17 protein-coding genes are annotated in these 19501 nt (G+C 71.2%); 6 read left to right on the top strand and 11 right to left on the bottom strand.

All coding sequences use genetic code 11. The features are described from left to right. Positions 1 to 11: 11 nt before the first annotated feature. From ABS52_19140 to ABS52_19130, 3 genes are read left to right on the top strand one after another with little or no spacing between them, the layout of a single operon-like run. Positions 12 to 863, top strand: coding sequence for a hypothetical protein (locus ABS52_19140; protein ODS99987.1), 852 nt, complete (start codon positions 12 to 14; stop codon positions 861 to 863). Continuing rightward, positions 860 to 1936 carry a hypothetical protein gene (locus ABS52_19135; protein ODS99986.1) on the top strand — a complete coding sequence of 359 codons (1077 nt, stop codon included), beginning with the start codon at positions 860 to 862 and terminating at the stop codon, positions 1934 to 1936. The genes ABS52_19140 and ABS52_19135 overlap by 4 nt, the downstream gene beginning before the upstream one ends. After that, a complete protein-coding gene (locus ABS52_19130; protein ID ODS99985.1) occupies positions 1933 to 2940 on the top strand; it encodes a hypothetical protein in 1008 nt (335 codons plus the stop codon). The genes ABS52_19135 and ABS52_19130 overlap by 4 nt, the downstream gene beginning before the upstream one ends. Here the strand turns inward: ABS52_19130 and ABS52_19125 are convergent. The 11 genes from ABS52_19125 to ABS52_19075 form a co-directional block, all read right to left on the bottom strand. Beyond that, complete coding sequence (locus tag ABS52_19125; GenBank protein ODS99984.1) at positions 2937 to 4331, bottom strand: amine oxidase; 1395 nt, start codon at positions 4329 to 4331, stop codon at positions 2937 to 2939. The genes ABS52_19130 and ABS52_19125 overlap by 4 nt on opposite strands. Positions 4332 to 4333: 2 nt before the next feature. Beyond that, complete coding sequence (locus tag ABS52_19120; GenBank protein ID ODS99983.1) at positions 4334 to 5044, bottom strand: hypothetical protein; 711 nt, start codon at positions 5042 to 5044, stop codon at positions 4334 to 4336. An 11-nt stretch (positions 5045 to 5055) separates the two neighbouring features. Continuing rightward, on the bottom strand, positions 5056 to 6690 hold the full coding sequence (locus tag ABS52_19115; protein ODS99982.1) for a hypothetical protein: 1635 nt from the start codon (positions 6688 to 6690) through the stop codon (positions 5056 to 5058). 15 nt (positions 6691 to 6705) lie between these two features. After that, positions 6706 to 7716: a hypothetical protein gene (locus ABS52_19110; GenBank protein ID ODS99981.1), complete on the bottom strand. Its 1011-nt coding sequence runs from the start codon at positions 7714 to 7716 to the stop codon at positions 6706 to 6708. Beyond that, positions 7713 to 8672: a glycosyl transferase gene (locus ABS52_19105; protein ID ODS99980.1), complete on the bottom strand. Its 960-nt coding sequence runs from the start codon at positions 8670 to 8672 to the stop codon at positions 7713 to 7715. The genes ABS52_19110 and ABS52_19105 overlap by 4 nt, the downstream gene beginning before the upstream one ends. Continuing rightward, positions 8669 to 10252, bottom strand: a complete 1584-nt coding sequence (locus ABS52_19100; protein ODS99979.1) for a hypothetical protein — start codon at positions 10250 to 10252, stop codon at positions 8669 to 8671. Before ABS52_19100 ends, ABS52_19105 begins: the two co-directional genes overlap by 4 nt. Before the next feature lie 40 nt (positions 10253 to 10292). Further along, positions 10293 to 11681, bottom strand: coding sequence for a hypothetical protein (locus tag ABS52_19095; protein ID ODT00034.1), 1389 nt, complete (start codon positions 11679 to 11681; stop codon positions 10293 to 10295). A gap of 14 nt (positions 11682 to 11695) precedes the next feature. After that, positions 11696 to 12733, bottom strand: a complete 1038-nt coding sequence (locus ABS52_19090) for a sugar dehydratase (protein ODS99978.1) — start codon at positions 12731 to 12733, stop codon at positions 11696 to 11698. Then, positions 12715 to 13485, bottom strand: coding sequence for a glucose-1-phosphate cytidylyltransferase (locus ABS52_19085; GenBank protein ID ODS99977.1), 771 nt, complete (start codon positions 13483 to 13485; stop codon positions 12715 to 12717). Before ABS52_19085 ends, ABS52_19090 begins: the two co-directional genes overlap by 19 nt. Positions 13486 to 13488: 3 nt before the next feature. Then, positions 13489 to 14706, bottom strand: coding sequence for a hypothetical protein (locus tag ABS52_19080; GenBank protein ID ODT00033.1), 1218 nt, complete (start codon positions 14704 to 14706; stop codon positions 13489 to 13491). An 83-nt stretch (positions 14707 to 14789) separates the two neighbouring features. Next, positions 14790 to 15578: a hypothetical protein gene (locus tag ABS52_19075; GenBank protein ID ODS99976.1), complete on the bottom strand. Its 789-nt coding sequence runs from the start codon at positions 15576 to 15578 to the stop codon at positions 14790 to 14792. 472 nt (positions 15579 to 16050) lie between these two features. Between ABS52_19075 and ABS52_19070 the strand changes: the two genes are divergently transcribed. The 3 genes from ABS52_19070 to ABS52_19060 form a co-directional block, all read left to right on the top strand. After that, positions 16051 to 17556, top strand: a complete 1506-nt coding sequence (locus ABS52_19070) for a hypothetical protein (protein ODS99975.1) — start codon at positions 16051 to 16053, stop codon at positions 17554 to 17556. A gap of 96 nt (positions 17557 to 17652) precedes the next feature. Beyond that, positions 17653 to 18459 (top strand): hypothetical protein, encoded by an 807-nt coding sequence (locus ABS52_19065; GenBank protein ID ODS99974.1) that lies wholly within the window; start codon positions 17653 to 17655, stop codon positions 18457 to 18459. A 10-nt stretch (positions 18460 to 18469) separates the two neighbouring features. Then, the coding region (locus ABS52_19060) for a hypothetical protein (GenBank protein ODS99973.1) at positions 18470 to 19501 on the top strand (1032 nt) is incomplete at its 3' end.

The raw sequence follows: 19501 nt of genomic DNA, 5'->3' as shown, positions 1-19501 counted from the left end.
CGCTGTCGGTCGTGATCGTGCGCTTCGCCGGCGGCGATCGACTCGCCGCGTCGCTCGCCGCGCTCGCGCCTCAGCGCACCGACGACGACCCCGAGGTGGTCGTCGCCCACCGCGACAAGGAGGGGCCAAGCGACGAATTGCGAGAGCGCTTTCCCTGGGTACGGTGGGTCGCGGGGCACACCGGCGCCTCGCCCGCGCGACTCCGCGCGCTGGGGGTACGCGCCACGACCGGCGCCGTCGTCGCCTGCACCGAGGACCACTGCACGCCGGCGCCCGACTGGTGCGCCCGCATCAGGGAGGCGCATGCGGCCAACCAGGCCGTCGTGGGCGGGGCGATCGACAAGGCGCCGTCGGCCGATGGCGCGGCGTGGGCGGCGTACCTCCTCGACTACACACGCTACATGTCGCCGCTGCGCCCCGGCCCCGCCGCCTATGCGTCGGACTGCAACGTCTCCTACCCGCGCGAGTCGCTGGAAGGTGTTGCCGGGAGCTGGAACGAGGAGTTCCACGAGACCACGGTGCACTGGGCACTCGAACGGCACGGGGTACGCGTGAAGCTGGACCCGGCCATCGTCGTCCTCCAACATCGCGAGGTCTCGATCGGCGCGTGGCTCCCGGAACGGCGAGCGCATGGGCGGATCTTCGCCGCGACGCGGGTCGCGGGGATGTCGACCATGCAGCGCGTCCGCCTCGTCATGTCGACCTACGCCCTTCCGCTGGTGATCGTGGGGCGGGTGGTGCAGCGCCTGCGAGCACGACACCTGCTGACATGCGTTCCGCGCTCCGCGTGGCCGCCGCTCGTGCGGGCGGCGCTCGCCTGGTCGGCGGGGGAGCGCGAAGGCTACCTGCGGGAGGGGCGATGATCGGACACTCGATGCGGACCGCGCCCGCGACGGCGGCGCAGCCGCGCCGCGCCGCGGACTGGGGGGCACTCGGCGTGGTGTGCCCCCTGTGCCAGGGCGCGCTCGTCGATGCAGGGGTGAGCGCGCTCGCCTGCACGAGGTGCGGGGCGACATGGCCGGTCACCTGCGGCATCCCGGACCTGCGGACGATCGGCGATCCGTATCTCGGCCTGGCCGAGGATGCGGCCGCGGCGACGGCCCTTGCGTCACGGGAGGACGCGCTGTCGTTCGCCGCGCTGTACGCCGCGTACTACGAAGGGAACGACAAGGTGACGCACGACCAGGTGGTGCGCTTCACCCATGGGGTCCTCGCCGCGGCGGATCGCGCGACCGCCACCCTGGAGACCTGGCGCGAGCTGGGCGCGACGATCGACCGCGCCGGTACCGTCCTCGAGGTGGGGTGCGGCACGGCGCCGTTAGGTGTCGTGATGGCGGCGGCGGGGCATCGGGTGCTCGCGATCGATGCAGGGCTGCGATGGCTGGTGCTGGCGCGCAAGCGCGCCGCCGAGCGCGGCATCGACCTCCCGGTGCTCTGCGCCAACGCGGAGCGTCTCCCGCTCCGCGACGGCGGGTTCGCGGCGACGGTGGGGGAATCGGTGCTCGAGAACCTCACCGATCCCGAGGCCGGGATCGCGGAGATGCGGCGGGTCACGCGTGCCGGCGGCCCCGTGGCGCTGACCACGCCGAACCGGTACTCGCTGGGCCCGGATCCCCACCTCGGACTCCTGGCTGGCGGGTGGCGCTCGCTCGGGGCATTGCGGCGCCATGCACAGCGCACGGGGCAGGTGATGCCGCGCCGGCGCCTCTTTTCCCCACACGAACTCGTGGACGCACTGCGGGAGGGCGGACTCGAGACGATCCGCATCGCCCTCCCTCGCTTCGCCGATGCGCAGCGTGCGGGACAGCCACCGCACATCGATCTCGCGATTGCCGCCTATCACCTGGCGCGACGGCTCCCGGGCGTGCGCAGGGTCGTCCTGCAGGTGGCACCCACGCTCGCGGTCGTCGCACGGAGCACAGCACGGAGCACATGACGCGCCCTCCCTCGCCCTTCCTCTACACCCGCGTCCTCGTCCTCGGGGCATCGGGATTCGTCGGCCACTGGGTGGCCCGCGCCCTGCGCGCGCAGGGGGCCCACCTGATCTGCGCGGTGCGGACGATCGCGGGCGCCGAGCGACTCGCGCGCTGGCAACTTGGCACGGTGGTCGTCAGGCGCAACCTTGCGGACCTGGACGCGCTCGCCTCGTGGGTCCCGGCGCTCCGTCCGTCGGTCATCTTCAACCTGGCCGGCTATGGGGTGGATCGCGGCGAGCGCGACGAGGCGGAAGGCGACCTCCTCAACCATCGTTTCGTCGAGGTGCTCGGCCACGTGGTGCGAGGGATGCCGCGCGACGACTGGGAGGGGGTGCGGCTCGTCCACGTGGGGTCGGCGCTGGAGTACGGCACCACGGGCGGGGAGTTGCACGAGTCGTCGCCGTGCGCGCCGACCACGGCCTATGGGCGAAGCAAGCTGGCGGGGACGCTGGCCCTGCAGCACCTGGCGGCGGAGCATGGGGTCGAGGCGTGCACCGCGCGGCTCTTCACCGTGTTCGGGCCCGGTGAGCACGAGGGGCGCCTGCTCCCGACGTTGCTGGCGGCCGCTGCCTCCGGCGCCGAGGTTCCCCTCTCGGCGGGGACGCAACGCCGCGACTTCGCGTATGTCGAGGAGGTGGCGGAGGGACTCTTGCGCCTGGCGGTAAGCGAGGCCGAGCCAGGAGAGGTGGTGAACCTCGCGACCGGCGTGATGCACAGCGTGCGCGAATTCGCCGAGACGGCGGCGGGCGTCGTGGGCATCCCGGCCGGGCGGCTGCGCTTTGGCGCGCTGCCCGCCCGCGCGGAGGAGATGCACCACGACGGGGTGTCGGTGCGCCGGCTGCGCGAGCTCACGCGCTGGGCGCCGGACGACGACCTTGCCGGCGGGGTGGCGCGGACGGTGGCGCGCCTGGCCGAGGCGCGCGTGCGCGCCGCCGGGGCGTCCGCCCCCGATGCCCCTGCCTAACGACGCAGCGCCGGCGCCACCGCCGGCGGCTCGGCGTTCATCTGCCCGGTCACGGTCGACTCCGGCGTGCCAAGGAGGAGCCGGTCGACCGTCTCCACCCCCTGCATCGCCGAGTGATCCTGGTTGGAGACCTCGTACTTCCATGCGCCGAAGCGTCCGCGGCTCAGGATCCCGCGCGCCTCCAGCACCGGCTGCACCTCGTCGAGCACCGCATCGCGCCCGAGCCACGGCGTGGGGTACCCGTACGCGAGGCGACGATGCCAGCGGGTGACGATGCGAGCCGCGTCGTCGATGAAGCCAACGCGCCGGAAGCCGGCCACGACGTCGGCGACGACGCGTGCGGCATCGACCGGCTTGGCCGGGGACTCGCTCACCTCGGCCATGAGCGACCACTGCCGGCCGGGATGGGCGACGTTGTTCTCCGAGTAGTTGGAGAAGACCGTGACCCGGTAGAACGGGGTGTCGCCCTCGGGGAAGTACATCCAGCACTTGGTGCGCAGCGCGTCCGGCGGGGTACCCTCGAGTCCGACGCCGATGATGTGGCTCGAGGAATGGACGAAGCGGTCGGCGAGCGGGCGCAGCGCGGGGAGGTCGGTGGCCATGCGCAGCGTGTCGGCCAGCGGCGCCGAGCTGATGAGCGCGTCGTACCGTTCCGTGGAGCCGTCGCGGAAGTGCAGCCGCTGTCCCGCGGTGTCGATCGCCACGACGGCGCGCCCCAGGGCGAGTCGCTCCGGGGGGAGCTGGCGGACGAGCGATTCCCAGATGGCGCCGGTCCCTCCGCGCCGCGGGAAGCGGAACGTGGCATTGGGTCCCCAGCTGACGTCATCGCGTCGGAGCACGAGGTTGCGCAGCACGCGCGCAAGGTCGACGGTGGCCACCCGCTCCCCCATCCACGTCGTCCCCATGGTGTGGGGCTCGTACGCCCAGACCTTGAAGTTGTAGGGGAGCATGAAGACGTCGCACAGCCCGCGCCCGAACGCGCGTTGCAGCCACTCGGCGAAGTCGGTGGGGGGCGCCGTGGCCGGGGCCCGGTGGGCGTCGACCAGCCCTTCGAGGCAGCGTACGAGGTCGTCGTCGGGGAGGCGCCAGACGTTGTTCTGGAACGGGTACGGGATCCAGCGCTCGCGCATCCAGACCCACGCCTCGCGCTCGTGCTCGCACCACGCGTCGCCCAACGCGTGATCCATGAGCCGGTCGAAGTACCGGTAGTGCGAGAAGAGGACGTGGCCGCCCAGGTCCCAGGTGAACCCGGCATCGTCCACCACCGACATCGACAGCCCGCCCGGGCGGTCGGCGGCATCGATCAGGAGCCAATCGGGGTGTCCGTGCTCGGCCAGGCGCCAGGCGGCGCCGATGCCGGTGGGGCCGGCTCCCAGGACGATGATGCGCATGGTCAGCGGGCGTCGGCGACGAGGGCGCGGCGGAAGTCGAGCAGCTGCCGCAACGCGCGAGCGCAGAACTTCACCAGCTTCCATCGCCTGATGGACACGGTCCCCGTCTCCCGGTCCTTGTGGGTGACGTCGATGAAGGCGATGTCATACCCGCGCCGGGCGGCGAAGACCGCCAGGAACAACGAGGGGGCGAGCGTCCCGTCGGGAATCAGCCGCCGGGCGTCTTCCCACAGGGAGCGGCGGAGGAGCTTGTACGGCACGTTCGCGTCGTACAGCTGCACGCCGAAGAGCAGGCGCAGGCTCTGCCGGATCACCACCGTCAGCACCTTGCGCAGGTCGGCGTCGTGGCGCACGCGACGCACGCCGAAGGCCGCGTCCTTCCCTCCCTGCACCGCGGCCCAGAAGGGGGCGAACTCCTCGCGCGGGATCTGGTTGTCGCTGTCGACGAGGAAGACATACTCCCCCCGGGCGGCCCCCACCCCGGTCATGATCGCGGGGCCGTGCCCCCCGTTGGCCTTGTGGACGGCCCGGACCCGGGGGTCGAGCCCGGCGATGTCGTCCAGGATGGCCCCCGTGTTGTCGCGCGAGCCGTCGTTCACCACGACCAGCTCGGAGCCCGGGATCCGGTCGAGGATGTTGCTCCTGACGGCATCGACCGCGGCATGGATCCCGTCGGCCTCGTTGTAGGCCGGCATCACGACACTGAGTTGCATCTGGTCAGGGGTCACGGCCCACGTTCGATGGAGTAGCGCCACAGCCGCAGGGCTCCCGGCCAGTCGGGCAGCGGCCGCGCGTGGAGGCCCGGGGGGAGGGCGGGGAGGAGGAGCGAATCGGCGGCGCCGCGCGAGTCGAATATCCCCCACAGCTCGTCGCCCGCGGCGACGGGGACCGGGGTGTGCGTCGCCTGCAGGTGGTACATCCCCACCGTGGTGAGCGACGTGCCCCCGTGCTCCAGGTGCCAGCGGCGTCCGAACTCGGGCCCGGGCATGGCGTCGCGGAAGTGCACGCCGGCCACCTGCGCGAAGAAGTGCAGCTCGTTCCCCGTTCCCGCCGCCGTCACGATCGTCACGCGACGTCCCCGGCGACTCCCCGTGGCGAGGGAATCGAAGCCCTGCAGCAGCGAGCGCTCCACCTCGTTCCAGGGGGCGAAGTGACGCAGTCGCAGCGTGGCGCGCCCCCGATCGGGACGCCGCACGAAGGTCTTGTACAGGAGCGCTCCCGTCCACGCCGGTCCGTCGTCGGACGAGATCATGGATTCGGTCAGCCACCCCCGCCGCGTGGCCGGCGAGAATTCACCGAGGCCGACCAGCAGGTGCGCGAACGTGAGGGGGATGACCACCACGCGCGTCGCGAGGCGCGCCCAGCCCTCGCTGGCCAGCGAGCCCAGCGTCCCCACCGCCGCCGCCATGCAGAGGGGCGGCATCAGCTGCATCAGGTAGCGCGGAGTGGTGGTGTTGGTGAAGTAGAACGCGACGAAGGGGACGATCCACGCCCCCAGGATGGCCAGGATCCACCCCCGGGACCGCTGCAGGTCACGCGCGCCGGCCGACGCCATGAGGAGCGGCACGGGCGACATTCCATACAGGAGGAACGTGGCGAATCGCGTGGTGATCGGGTTCTGGGCGTGCTCGGCGACCGACTGCAGGACGCCGTCCATGCGCGGGTCGAGGAGGAGAAGGGCCGCGAGTGTGGCCGCGACGGTCGCGCCGCACAGGGCCAGCGGGGCGGCGGCCCGCACGAACGCACGGTGTGTGCGCCACAGGATGACGAAGATCGCACCCGATGCCAGGACCGCATCCGCCCGCACCAGGATGGCCGCCGCAAGGAGCGCCATCGCGATGCCCTCACCCAGCACGCCGGGGCGATTGGAGAGGATGGCGATGGTCGCCAGGGTCAATGCCACCGAGAGCGTCGCGGTGTTGCCGTACTGGCTGGATTGCCACACGACGGGATTCGCGACGAGGAGGGCCCCGGCCATCCACCGCTCGCCTCGCGACAGGTCGCGCCGAAAGGCACGCGTGGCGACGACCGGGATCATCGCGCCGGCAATCACCGACACCCACGTCATGAGATCGGGGATGCTCATCAGGCGCCCGCCCGACAGCGCCGAGAGCCAGGCCAGCAGGTGGTAGTAGCCCACCTGCACGCCGTAGCGGTACGTGTCGCCCGCGGCGTCACGCACCAGGGCCGCGATACCCGCGGCAATCGAGATGTCATCGCCCTCGTAGAAGCGCCCGAAGTCAGCTCCAACGATACGAAGCATCAGGACGCCGGCGGCGAACAGCGGGAGCCACCAACGGGGCTCCGCCTCGTCCCCGGGGGGCGCGAGGCCGGCCGTCTGCCGCAATGGGGCGTCCATGGGTCGCACGGCGCGTTACGCGAGGTGTGTGGGGTGCCCCGGGGCCGGCCGCACCCGCAGCGCGGCGCGCTCCTGCCCGCTCCCGCTGAGCAGGAAGGCGACCGCGCCGCCGAGGAGTCCCCCGCTGATGATGACGACCTCGAACACGAGCCCGGTCGCCACCGCCTTCGCTGCCGACACGCCGAAGGGGGCGAAGAGCACCGCCTGGGCCGCCTCGCGCACCCCGATCCCGTTCTGCGTCAGCGGGAGGAGCCCGGCGATCTTGGCCAGCGGCCACACGAAGAGCCAGACATACAGCGGAATGTCGATCCCGATCACGCGCCCCAGCCACCAGTTGAGCACCGTGAGGAGCGACTGGAGCAGCATCCCCAGCACCAACGCCTGCACCAGCGCCTGCGGACGCCGGATCGTCGCCCGCACGGCGCGCCGCACCTGCACGAGCTTGCGCCGCACCTTCCACGGGAAGCGGCGCACGGGAATGACGGCGAGCGCGATCAGCGTCCCGATCGCGGCCGCGCCCAGGAGGGTGCCTAACGTGAGGAAGATCCGGCGGCTCTGCCCGTCCAGGGCGCGCGGCGAGAGGAGCGCCCCGATCCCCGCCACCGCCGCCAGGCCGACGATGTCGAGCAGGCGGTCGACCAGGGAGCCGAGGACCAGCCCGCTCTTCGAGTGGGCCGCGCGGAGCGCCACCCCCGCCCGTACCACGTCTCCCCCCACGATCGAGGGGAGGAAGGTGTTCCCGAACAGCCCCATGTAGTAGGCGCGAACGGCGGTCCGGAACGACAGCCCGGCCCCCGCGGTGTTCACCAGCAGGCGCCACTTGGCGACGCCCACCAGGTGCAACGTCATGTACAGCAGCAACGCCCCGGGCCAGACGGCCGGCGGCACGCTGCGAATGGCGGCGGCGATGTCGCCGAACGGAAGGGCGGTGAAGAGGAGCGCGAGCATCGCCGCACTCCCCCCCAGGCGCACCAGGGGATGCTTCAGGAACGGCCGCGCGGCGGGTGCTTCGGCAGCAGCGGTCATCGCTCCCGGCGCTCTCCCCCGAGCTCGAGCTTGCGCACGCGGTAAAGCGTCTCCTCGAGCATCTTGCGGTTGTTCGCGATGAGGTCCGCCAGGAGCCCGATCAGGAGGATCTGGAACCCGACGATGATGAGGATGGCCGCCAGGATCAGCGATTGGACGTGCCCGACGCGTTCCCCGGTGAAGTAGAACCAGAGGAAACGGATCCCCGGGATGCACCCGGCAAGGATGAAGAGCGTGCCGAGCGCGCTGAAGACGCGCAGCGGCCGGTACATGGCGTAGGCGCGCACGATCGTCACCCCCGACTTCCGGATGTAGTGCGGAATCGACTTCATCAGGCGCGACGGGCGGGTCTGCGGGTTGATCCCGATGCGCACCGACTCCACCGCCGCCTTGCGCGAGCCGGCGTGGATCAGCGACTCCAGCGTGTAGGAGTAGTCACTGAGCACGACGGTCTTGAGCGCCGCCTCGCGCGACAGGGCACGGAAGCCGCTCGTGGCATCGGGGGTGCGCAGCTCGGCCGCGCGCCCGATCACCCAGCTCCCCAACACCTGCAAGCGACGCTTGAGGTACGAGAAGTGGGGGAGCGCACCCACGCCGCGGTCGCCCACCACCAGCTCCGCGCGCCCCTCGACGATCGGCCTCACCAGCGTGGCGATGTCGGCGGCCTGGTACTGATTGTCGGCGTCGGTGTTGACGATGATGTCCGCCCCCTGCCGCAACGACTCCTCGAGGCCGGCGCGGAACGCGGCCGCCAACCCGCGGTTGCGCTCGAACTGCACCACGTGGTGCACGCCGTGCGCCCGCGCCACGGCCGCGGTGTCGTCGCGGCTCCCGTCGTCGACGACCAGGTACTCGATCACGTCGATTCCCGGAATGGACCGTGGCAGGTCCCGCAGCGTCGGCGGGAGCGTCGCGGCTTCGTTGAAGCAGGGAATCTGGATGATGAGCTTCGTCATTTCGGTTTCGCGGGATCTTGACGCACCGGCGAGCCGCCGGCCACGGCGGTGTCCCCGGTCACCGGCGTCGGCTCTAGCCTAGGCAGGAAGCAAGCCATCACGTCGCCCCCCCCCACCGTCCCGCGAAAGACGCGCGGCGTCGGGCACTCCCGCTTCAACTCGGCATCGATTTCCGGGGCGGACCGCTCCAGGTAGCGGGGAAAGGTCCACAGGACCCAGGTGCGGGCGTGCTGCCGCCGCACGGAGTCCAGTTCGGCCCTGGTCGAGACGACGGGCCATGACTCCCCGAAGAGCATCCGGTAGGGGTCGGCGGACAGCCCGCTCGACACCACGGCGTCGCCGGCGCCACGCTCGGCCACGACGTAGCGCATCGCCCCTTCGAAGTCCTGCTTGGGATAGCGATAGTTGAAGCCGAGCGAGGCGGCGGAAAGGGCGATCACGGCCGCCACGCCGGCGAGTGCGATGCGATCGCCCCATGCCCCGCGTCCGAGGCGCCCGGCCAACCATCCGCACGAGGCAAACGCGCCGCGGACCGCGATGATGATGGCCGGCCCGATGGCGAAGAAGAAGAAGCGCGGGTACATGGTGCCGCGCGCGGCCGCGGCGCCGGCGACCGTTGCCAGGCACGCCCCCGCCAGGAGCAACACGAAGAGGCGCTCCCGGCGCCAGAGCGAGGCGAGACCGCTCCCCCCCACCACCACGCCCGCCGCCACCACGACGATGCCCACGAGCGCCAGCCCCGCCCCCAGTCCGAGGACGAGGACGCGAATCGTCTCCATGAACGCCCACCCGGGCGTCGAGACCCCGCGCAGCCCCGAGGGGCGATGCAGGAAGAAGTCGACCACCTCCCCCAGCATCGGGGCGTACAGCGCCAGGGTGAGGAGCGCCGCGAGGGTGAAGGCGACCACTCCGCCGCGCAGGAGGGTACGGCGGTCGACGGCGCCCGGCGCCTGGTTCGCCCCGGCCCCCCCCTCCGCGCCTGCCGCCCCTGCGGCCCCCGGCGATCGGGACGTCCCGATCGTCTCCCGCGCCCCCGGCGCGACGAGGTAGGCGAGCGCCCCCAGCGCGTGCCCCGCGACCACGAGGACCATCGTGAGGTGCGTGTAGGCGCCCAGCGCCGCCGCCACGCCGTAACAGGCGAAGTAGCGCAGGCGCCCCGTCTCCGCCCCCCGCCGCATGGCCCACATGGTGACGATGGCGAAGAAGGCGATCGCGCTGTAGCCGCGCGCGTTCTGCGAGAACCAGACGTGGTGGTAGCTCACCGCCAGGAGCAACGACGCGAGCAGCGCCTCGCGGTGGTTCGCCACGAGGCGCCCCAGGGCGTACAGCGCCGGGACGGCGGCGACCCCGAAGAGCACCGCCGGGAGCCGCACCGACCACGCCGACTCGCCGAAGGCGGCGCGGCTGAGGTGCGCCAGCACCGCGTACAGCGGGTGGTGGTTGTCGCCCCAGTACTCGGTGAGGATCACCCCGAGCGGGGCGCGGAACGACCGCACGAGGGAGTAGATCTCGTCGATCCACAGTCCCCCGTTCACCCCGATGAGGCGGGCGACGAGCGCGACGAGCGTGGCCGTCGCCACGCCCCACCACCCTGCGGCTGGCGGGGACGTGGCGGTGCGGTCAGTCCTCGACCACATGCGACTTGAACACCTCGCGATACCCCGCCCACTTCGCCTGGTTGAACGCCATCCCCTCCAGGCAGTCGACGGCGGAGTACGCCATGTACAGGGCGTGGTGCGTGTTGTCGTGCGCGAACAACCCCTGGCGCCCATACACGAGGACGTTCGGCTGCGACGCGGCCCAGTCGTCCAGGGTGCCTAACGGAACCTCGTACCCCCGCAGGTAGATCGGGTACGCCTGGGGGAGGCGCCGGACGAGGACGTCGGTCGGGGCGGCGGGGAAGGGGATCCCCGCCGTGGCCGCATCGCGCGCCATGATGCCCGCCAGCTCGGCGTCGCTCGCCGTCCAGAGTGCATCGCCGATGGCGCAGGGGTACTCGCCGCAGAGCACCGTGGAGTCGCGCGGTTCCGTCGAACGGAAGTAGTTCTTGGGCTCCGACAGGCGGGTGACGCGCACGTTCTCCTCGGGGAAATAGTGCGCATCGGTCGTGGTGAACTGCGGCACCGGGAGCTTGACGTACACCAGCACCATGGCGCGGTAGTGGATCTGCGTCGCCGCCTGCATCACCGGCGAGTCGGCGGGCGCCCGCATCAGCCTGGCGAGGAGCGTGATCGGGATCGTGCTCCAGACATGGTCGCAGTCGATGCTCCGCATCTCGCCGTCGCGCTCGGCCGTCACCGTCCAGGTGTAGCCCGGCGTGGGGGAGCGGGTGATCGACGTCGCCCCCCAACGCAGCGCGACCTCCGCGCCTAACGATTCGGCGTGGCGGGCGTACGCGCGCGAGATCTGCCCGTACCCCTCGCGCATGTAGTAGTAGTTCCCCCCGCCGACGGGCTTGAGGAGGCGCCGGATCAGCTTGCCGAAGCTCCCGGCCGATACCCGCTTGCGGGCCTGGATCCCCGACAGCTCCTCCGGCTCCCGCCCCCACATCTTGCGCCCGTACGGAAAGTAGAAGTGCCGGCTCATCGTCGGCCCGAGGTTCGCCAGGAGGACCGAGGCGTAGCTGTCCCCCTCGTCCCGCCTCGACAGCTTCGTCAGGACCATGTCGCGCGCCATCCCCAGCGCGAACCCCTTGTCGAGCCGTCTCAGGAGGTCGACGGTCTGGATCGGGAAGTGCAGCCACTTCCCGCGCAGGCGGATCCGCCCATGGCGGGCGAAGTCGCCGAAGTCGTCGCCGAGCATCTGCCGGATGTCGGCCAGGATCTCGGGGGCGACGGTGTGGTGCAGCCGGTGGCTCCCGTAGTCGAGCCACTGTCCTCCCCACTGGAAGCTCGCGGCATTCCCGCCGACCACGTCCTGCTTCTCCAGCAGCGTGACGGTCGCCTTCTGCGTGCGGCGCAGCTGGTAGGCGGCACCGCACCCGGCGGGGCCGCCGCCGAGGACGACGATGTGGGGGAGCCGGCTCACGCGTTCCCCTCCGGCACGTGTCCGCGCCCTGCGGCGCGATCGCGCTGCCGCGCCATCCAGTCGCCATACCACTGCACCGTCTCGACGAGCGATGCCTCGAGCGTCCAGCGCGGCGCCCAGTGCATGCGCTGGCGCGCCTTGGCGCAGTCGAGATACTGCCGGGGGATCTCGTTCGTGGCCTGGTTGAGGATCGTCAGGGGCACGTCACCCTTCCCCATGGCCGTGAGGATCGCCTGCGCCATCTCGATCACCGAGAGCGGCGTCTCGGTGCCGAAGTTGAAGGCCTCGCCCACGAACCGCTCCTCCGGGAGGCGCTCGGCCAGGGCGAGATATGCCTCCACCGCGTCGCGCACGAAGAAGTAGTCGCGCACGAACGAGCCGTCGCTCCGGATCACGGGCGACCCGTCGAGCAGCGCCGACCGGATCGTCCCCGGGACGAGGCGGTTGAAGTTCAGGTCGCCGCCGCCGTACAGGTTCCCGCAGCGGGTGACGGCCACCGGCAGGCGATACGAGTGGAAGTACGAGAGCGCGATGAGGTCCGCGCACGACTTGGAGACGTCGTACGGGAAGCGACCCACCAGGGGCGCATCCTCGGTGTAGGGGAGGATGTCGTGCGCGCCGTACGCCTTGTCGCTCGACGCCACGATCACGCGCTCGATGCGCTTCCCGAGCTGCCGCGCCGCCTCGAGGAGGACCCATGTCCCCTTGATGTTCGACTCGAAGGTGGAGAGCGGCGAGCGCGAGGCGGTCCCGACGATGGTCTGCGCGCCGAGGTGGAAGACCGTGTCGATCTCGTACTCGTTGAGCGCGCGCAGCGCCGTCATGTAGTCCTCGAGCTCCCCCCGCACCAGCCGGCAGCGCGAGAGCGTCCCCGCGCTCACCGCCTCGCTGTCGGGAACCCAGTCGCGGACGAGGCACACGACCTCGGCCTCGCGTCGCAGCAGCTCGGCCACCAGGTGGGAGCCCAGCAAGCCGGTGGCGCCGGTCACGAAGACGCGGCGATGTCGCCAGAAGGTCACGGCCAGATCTTCCATGGTGCGTGCCCGCCCGCCCAGAGCGATTCCAGCAGGTCGCGCTCGCGCACCGTGTCCATGGGTTGAAAGAAGCCATCATGGCGGAAGGCCATGAGCTGTCCGTCAGCCGCAAGCCGCTCCAGCGGCTCGCGCTCGAGGATCGTGCTGTCGTCCGCCAGGTACGAGAGCACCCCCGGTTCGAAGACGAAGAAGCCGCCGTTGATCCACCCGCCCTCGGCCTGCGGCTTCTCGGTGAAGGCCTGCACCGCGTCGCCGTCCAGGGCGAGCCCGCCGAAGCGGGCGGGGGGGCGCACGGCGGTCACCGTGGCCAGCCGCCCGTGGGCGCGGTGGAAGCGCACGAGCGCCCCGATGTCCACGTCCGAGAGGCCGTCGCCGTACGTGCACATGAAGGTGTCGTCGCGCAACAGCGGCTCGAGGCGCTTGAGGCGCCCCCCCGTCATCGCGTTCACCCCGGTGTCGAACAGCCCCACCTTCCAGTCCAGGCGCGAGGCGTTCACCGTCTCGACCGAGCCGTCGCGCAGGTCGACGAAGAAGTCGCTCTCGTGCGTCGCGATGTCGCGGAAGTACTGCTTGATCATCTCGCCCTTGTAGCCGCACGCCACCACGAAGTCCTTGTGCCCGTGTGCGGCGTAGAAGCGCATGAGGTGCCAGAGGATCGGGCGCCCGCCGATCTCGACCATCGGCTTGGGGCGTGCGGCGGTCTCCTCGGCCAGGCGCGTGCCGCGCCCGCCGGCCAGGATCACGACGTGCATGGGCTAGACGATGCGGGGCATGGGGATCGGGACGATGAACCGCCCGCCCCGTTCCCGGTGGAATTGCAGCTGCGTCATGATCTCGTCGGCGAAGTTCCAGGCCAGGATCAGCACGTAGTCCACCGGTTCCTCGCGCAACGCCTCGACGGGGCGGACGGGGAGGTGCATCCCCGGCGTCAGCGTCCCCACCTTCAGCGGGTTGCGGTCCACCGTGAAGGGGACGAGCCCGGTGTCGACCTGGCAATAGTTGAGGAGCGTGTTCCCCTTGGCCGGGGCCCCGTAGCCGGCGACCGTCTTGCCGGCGGCGCGCAACTCCTCGAGCAGCTGGCGGAGGGCACGCCGGTTCTCGGCGGTCCGCTCGGCGAAGGCCTCCCAGGCGGCGAGCGTGCTCACGCCATTCTCCGTCTCCTCGCGCATCATGGCGCGCGGCTGCTCCGCGTGCGCGATCCCCTTGCCGAACCAGACCCGGATCGACCCGCCGTGCACCGGGACCTCGTCGACCCGCCGGATCCCCAGTCCCACGCGCTCGGCCAGCCGCGCCAGCGCCGTGACCGAGAAGTAGCACAGGTGCTCGTGGTAGACGGTGTCGTACTCCGTCCCCTGCAGCATCTCGCGCGCATAGGGGACCTCCACCACCACCCCCCCGTCGGCGTCGATCAGGTCGGCACACCCGCGGAGGAACCCGGCGGTGTCGTCGACGTGCGCCAGGACGTTGTTGCCGATCACCGCCCGCGCCCGGCCGTGCGAGGCGCGCACGGCCGCCCCCGCGCCGGCGTCGAAGAAGCGCACCTCGGTCGGGATCCCCTGGCGCACCGCCTCGGCCGCGATGTTGCGCGCCGGCTCCACCCCCAGCACGCGCACCCCGAGGTCGCGGAAGCATCGCAGGAGCGATCCGTCGTTGCTCGCCACCTCGACCACCAGGTCATCGGGCGTGAGCGAGAGTTCGCGCACCACCGACGCGGCGTACTGGCGGTTGTGCGCGGCGATGGTCGTCGAGGTCCCCGTGAGGTAGATGTACTCCGCGAACAGGACCTCGGGGTCGATCACATCCGCCAGCTGCACCAACGCGCACGTCGTGCAGCAGTAGACGTCGAGCGGGAAGCGCGGTTCGCTCGCCACGTCCTCGGGGCCGCGGAGGAACGCGTTGGCCAGCGGCTGCTCGCCGAGCGAGAGGAAGCGCTTCAGCGTCGGGGCGCCGCACGCCCGGCACTCGTGCCGCACGCGGTGCACGGGGCGTGCGCGCCCGGCGACGTCCTGCCACCGAGGTGCCGGGCGTGCGCCGGCCGGCGCCACCGGGGGCGTGCTCACGACGCCCTCGACGGCGAGGTCGGCAGCGTCCCCATCGCCGGCGCCTTGGCGATCTCCCGCCGCCACTCGGCGAACGTCCCCGAGAAGCGGAACCGCAGCAGCGCCGCGAAGAACTCCCACATCGTCGTGACGCGCACGTGCGACAGCCCGTTGCCGCGCGCCCGCGCGAAGCAGTTGTACTCCAGCACCCGGAGCCCCATGTAGTGCGCCTTGATCATGATTTCCGGGTCCAGGAGCCACTGGCGCGACGTCAGCTGCATCCGGTTCACGACCTCGCGGGGGAGGAGCTTGGGGAGGCCGTTGATGTCCAGCGACTGGACGCCGGGAAAGAGCACCCGGAAGTACACGTTGTATGCGATCGACACCAACTTCCGCGACACCCCGTCCATCCGGAAGCGACGGCGTGCCTTGGCCAGCACCGGCATCCCGGTGGCGACGGCGTCTTCGTACAGGCGCACGGCATCCTCCGCATCCACCTGGCCGTCGGCAGGGATCACCCCCACCCACGGCGCCGTGGCCAGGGGGAGCCCCGACAACACCCCATTCCCGTAACCGATGTTGGTCTCCACGCGATGCGGCACGATCCCGGGAATCTCGCGCGCGAGCCCCGCGACGATCGCGCCCGTCCGGTCGCGCGACCCATTGTCCACCACGACCAGTTGCAGCCGGATCTCCGCACGGTCGAAGGCGGAGACCAGCCGGCGGATCGTCTGCGCGATGATCGCCTCCTCGTTGTAGGCGGGCATCACGAACGAGATGTCGGGGAGGACTTCGGCGTGGGGCATGTGTGAAGGTTCGGTCATCTGTCGTCCCAAGACGATGCACTCGGTGCGCAGAAACGCCACGGCGCTCCGGCGCGGCCTGCCCCGGACCCGCGCGTGCGATGCGCCCCGTCGAGCCCGAGTCCATCGCAAGGCCGGTGCCCGTCGGACCCGCGATGTCGGGACGCCCACGCCCAGACCGCCCCCGCGCGGTCGCGACACCGCCGCATTCGGCCAACGCCGGCGCGGACCGATCCCGCAGAAAGTGTAGCGGCCGAACCACAGGTCGGAAGCGCCGTGGGGAGGACGCCCCGACGACTCCCCACGGGGAGCGTGCGATTCTCCCCGACCGGATGGCGCGACCGTCGCTCCGGGTCGCGCGGGCACCGTGATTGCCCCGGAGGCGGTTTCGTCGTCCCGTCCAGAATCGCGGACGCCGACGATACCCCATCCGGCCTCCTCGCCAGGTACTCCACTCGTCCCCTCCGCCGCGCCCATGCGTACTCGCCTCTTCCTGACGTGCTGGGTCCTCTTCTGCCTGCACTTCGCGACCGACTTCGTGCGCGAGCACTATCTCGTCGTCAGCATGGCGGAGGACGCGACCTTCGACCTCGGGAAGTACCTCGGGTTGCACGATGACATCTTCAGGAACCCCGACCGGGCGCCACACCCCGGCGTGCACCATGGTGCCAACCCGGGGATCTCGATGCTTGCCGCCATTCCGTATGCGGCGGTTCGCCCCCTCGTCGACCGGGTGGTGGCGCGGAGCCTCGCCGCCCGCAGCGCGAGCGGGCACGACACGCTCGCGGTGTACAATGATCCGCGCGAGGCGCGCGTGCGGTTCTACAAGCAGGCCTACGCACTGGGGCTCGACGTCCGGTTCGGACTGGTCGGCATCATCACCATGGTGCTCTGCATGGCACCGCTCTCGGCGCTGGGCGTGGTCGCCGTGCACCGATTGCTGGAAGGGGCCGGGGTGGGGGAGCGGCACGCGCTCGCCCTGTCGCTGCTGTACGCCTTCGGGACGCCGGTCCTGTTCCGCACTGCCTATCTCAACCAGAACCTCGCGATCGGGATCGTGGCCATCATGGCCTTCCTGTTGTTGTGGAATCCGGGCGGGCGCCTGCAGATGAGCGAGGATCGCCGGACGGTACTTGCCGGCGCGCTCGCCGGCTTCGGCTTCCTGTGCGACTACAGCGGCGCGCTCTCACTCGGAATTCTTGGACTGTACGCCCTCGCGAAGGCTCGGGACTCGAAGGACTGGAGAGGGGTGATCCGCGCCGGCGCGCTCTATACGGCCGGCGCGGTACCGATGATCCTGATCCTCTGGTGGTACCAGTGGTCGGCGTTCGGCAGCTTCATCCTGCCCCCGCAGCACTGGATGCCTCCCGTGATCTACAGCGACCAGGGCTATCAGGGCGTGACCGGTCCCAACCTCGCCCTCCTGCTCGACCTGCTGTTCCATCCGAGCTTCGGGCTGGTCGTGTCGGCCCCCCTCCTGGTCCTCGCGCTCGGCGCCCCGTGGGTGCTTCGAAGCGGCAAGAGCTTCCTCCCGGGGCGAGAGTTGCTCGTCTGTCTCGCGGTCGCGGTGGCCTACCTCCTGTTCTTCAGCGCGATCGCGTACACCCGCCTGCAATGGAGCACGGGGATCCGGTACCTGATGCCGGTGGTCCCGTTCCTCTTTCTCCCCGCGGCGGCGGTGCTGTTGCGCCTGCCGAGGGCGGCCGCGTACGGCGTCGTCGTCCTCGCCGTGACCGTCTCGTGGTCGATGGCCATGGTTCGCAACCAGTACGGCGTGCACCAGAACGTCATCCGCGTCTTCGTGGAGGGATTCCAGCTCCCCTGGCTCAATACGCTGGGGAAGATGTCCGCCCAGTACGCCCCCTGGCTGAGCGGCCGCCCGTCCGCGCTTCCGGTAATGGTGTTCACCGCCGCCATCATTTACGGGATCTGGAAGTTCGATCGCCCGTGGCGAGCGAGCGCGGACACCTCGAGTCGCTGACGCCCCACGTCACTTCTTGCGGCACGCCCTCTGCATGGCGTGACCGTGCCCGGCGGGGCCCATCCCCGCCCCCTCGTCCACCATCGGAGCATCGTCATGCCGGTCTATCGTCCAGAGCGGGTTGGTGATTGGGACCGCTCGCTCATGGTCGACGTCATGATCCCGGTGTTGAACGAGGCCCACGTCCTGGCCCGGAGCGTGGCGACGCTGCGGCACTTCCTGTCGGAGTCGCTTCCTTGCCGCTGGCGCGTGGTGGTCGTCGACAACGGTTCGACCGACGGCACCGATCGGGTGGCGCGCGAACTCGTCGCCGCCCACGACGACGTTCGCTTCCTGCAGCTCCCCCAACGGGGGCGCGGGCGCGCGTTGCGCCACGCCTGGAGCCAGAGCGACGCCGACGTCATGTGCTACATGGACGTCGACCTCTCCACGGAGCTGCGCGCCCTCCCCAAGATGGTGCACGGCATCGTTGCGGATGGATTCGACCTCGCCACCGGCTCCCGCCTCCTCCCCGAATCGAACACCATCCGGTCGGCCAAGCGGGAGTTCATCTCGCGCAGCTACAACCTGTTCGTCAAGGCCGTCCTCTGGACGTCGTTCAGCGATGCGCAGTGCGGCTTCAAGGCGATCAGTCGCGCCGCGATGGCCGAACTCGTCCCCGAAGTGAAGGACCAAAGCTGGTTCTTCGACACCGAGCTGCTGGTGCTCGCCGAGAAGCGCGGGTACCGCATTGCCGACATTCCGGTGGTCTGGATCGAGGACGACGACAGCCGCGTCAAGATCGTCAAGACGGCGTGGGACGACATCAAGGGGGTCCTTCGCCTTCGGTGGAAGCTGTGGCGCGAGCTCGTCTCGGCGCGTCCCGTCCCGGCGCGCGCGCTGGGCAAGCGCCTCACCCCCTGAGCCTTCTCCCGTGACGGACGTGGCGCTCCCGCCGCTCGTCGTCACGGGCGCGAGCGGCTTCGTGGGGCGCCGGCTCGTCGCCGCCCTGCGCGACCGCGCGCTGCGCGTTGCGCCCGGCGCCCCCACGCGCGAGGTGACGCTCCTGTCCCGGGAGCCGGCATCGCTGGCGCCGCTCGCCCCGCTACCGCCGCATTGGCGCGTGGTGCCGGTCGACCTGGCCACCGCCGACATCCCGGCCGACGCGATCCCGGCCGCGAGCGTGGTATTGCACCTGGCGGCTGCCACCGGGCGGATGTCCGCGGCGATGATGCGACGCGTCAACGTCGAGGGGACGCGGCGGATCGCCGAGGGCGCCCGCGCGGCGAGCGCGTCGCACCTGGTCTTCGTGAGCTCCATCGCCGCCGGCTTCGCCAATCGCCGCTGGTACCACTACGCCGAGGCCAAGCGCGACGCCGAACGCGTCGTCGCCGCGTGCGGCGTCCCCTTCACGATCGTCCGCCCGACGATGGTCTTCGGCCCGGGGAGCCCGGTGCAGGATGGGTTGGAGCGCATCGCCAGCGCTCCCCTCCCCGTCGTCCCCGGGAGCGGGGCGGTGCGCGTGCAGCCGATTCACGTCGATGACGTGGTGGACTTCCTCCTGGCGCTCACCGCTTCGCCGCCCCCCTCGGGAACGACGCTCGAGCTCGGAGGGGGGGATCGGTGCACGCTGAACGAGCTTCTCGCGCGCATGCGCGCCGCCCGCGGTCTCCCGCCGCGCACCCCGTTTCCCATCCCGCTCGCCCCGGTGCGTGCCGCGCTGGCCGCGGCGGAGGTGGTGCTGGGGGCGCGCCTGCCCGTCACCGCCGGCCAGCTCGCCTCGTTCGTCAACGACTCCGACGCTGCCCCGCACCCGCGCGTCGCCGATTACCTCCCCACTCCGCGCGCGCTGACGGCGATGCTCGGAGGAGCCTCCGCGGAGACCGTGGCCGCTGCCGGAGCGGGGGAGCGCCCGGGGCACGTCACCGCCTCGACGCCCCTGGCGTCGCCAGCGGGCGAGCCCCTC

Source organism: Gemmatimonadetes bacterium SCN 70-22, from assembly GCA_001724275.1.
GTDB lineage: Bacteria > Gemmatimonadota > Gemmatimonadetes > Gemmatimonadales > Gemmatimonadaceae > SCN-70-22.
The sequence above is the reverse complement of the archived record's forward strand: the minus strand, read 5'-3'. Positions and strand labels throughout refer to the sequence as shown.

Excerpts from the sequence above, each read along its gene's own strand:
- ABS52_19135 (ODS99986.1), top strand. The coding sequence starts at position 860 with ATGATCGGACACTCGATGCGGACCGCGCCCGCGACGGCGGCGCAGCCG.
- ABS52_19130 (ODS99985.1), top strand. The coding sequence starts at position 1,933 with ATGACGCGCCCTCCCTCGCCCTTCCTCTACACCCGCGTCCTCGTCCTC.
- ABS52_19125 (ODS99984.1), bottom strand. The coding sequence starts at position 4,331 with ATGCGCATCATCGTCCTGGGAGCCGGCCCCACCGGCATCGGCGCCGCC.
- ABS52_19120 (ODS99983.1), bottom strand. The coding sequence starts at position 5,044 with ATGCAACTCAGTGTCGTGATGCCGGCCTACAACGAGGCCGACGGGATC.
- ABS52_19115 (ODS99982.1), bottom strand. The coding sequence starts at position 6,690 with ATGGACGCCCCATTGCGGCAGACGGCCGGCCTCGCGCCCCCCGGGGAC.
- ABS52_19110 (ODS99981.1), bottom strand. The coding sequence starts at position 7,716 with ATGACCGCTGCTGCCGAAGCACCCGCCGCGCGGCCGTTCCTGAAGCAT.
- ABS52_19105 (ODS99980.1), bottom strand. The coding sequence starts at position 8,672 with ATGACGAAGCTCATCATCCAGATTCCCTGCTTCAACGAAGCCGCGACG.
- ABS52_19090 (ODS99978.1), bottom strand. The coding sequence starts at position 12,733 with ATGGAAGATCTGGCCGTGACCTTCTGGCGACATCGCCGCGTCTTCGTG.
- ABS52_19085 (ODS99977.1), bottom strand. The coding sequence starts at position 13,485 with ATGCACGTCGTGATCCTGGCCGGCGGGCGCGGCACGCGCCTGGCCGAG.
- ABS52_19075 (ODS99976.1), bottom strand. The coding sequence starts at position 15,578 with ATGCCCCACGCCGAAGTCCTCCCCGACATCTCGTTCGTGATGCCCGCC.
- ABS52_19070 (ODS99975.1), top strand. The coding sequence starts at position 16,051 with ATGCGTACTCGCCTCTTCCTGACGTGCTGGGTCCTCTTCTGCCTGCAC.
- ABS52_19065 (ODS99974.1), top strand. The coding sequence starts at position 17,653 with ATGCCGGTCTATCGTCCAGAGCGGGTTGGTGATTGGGACCGCTCGCTC.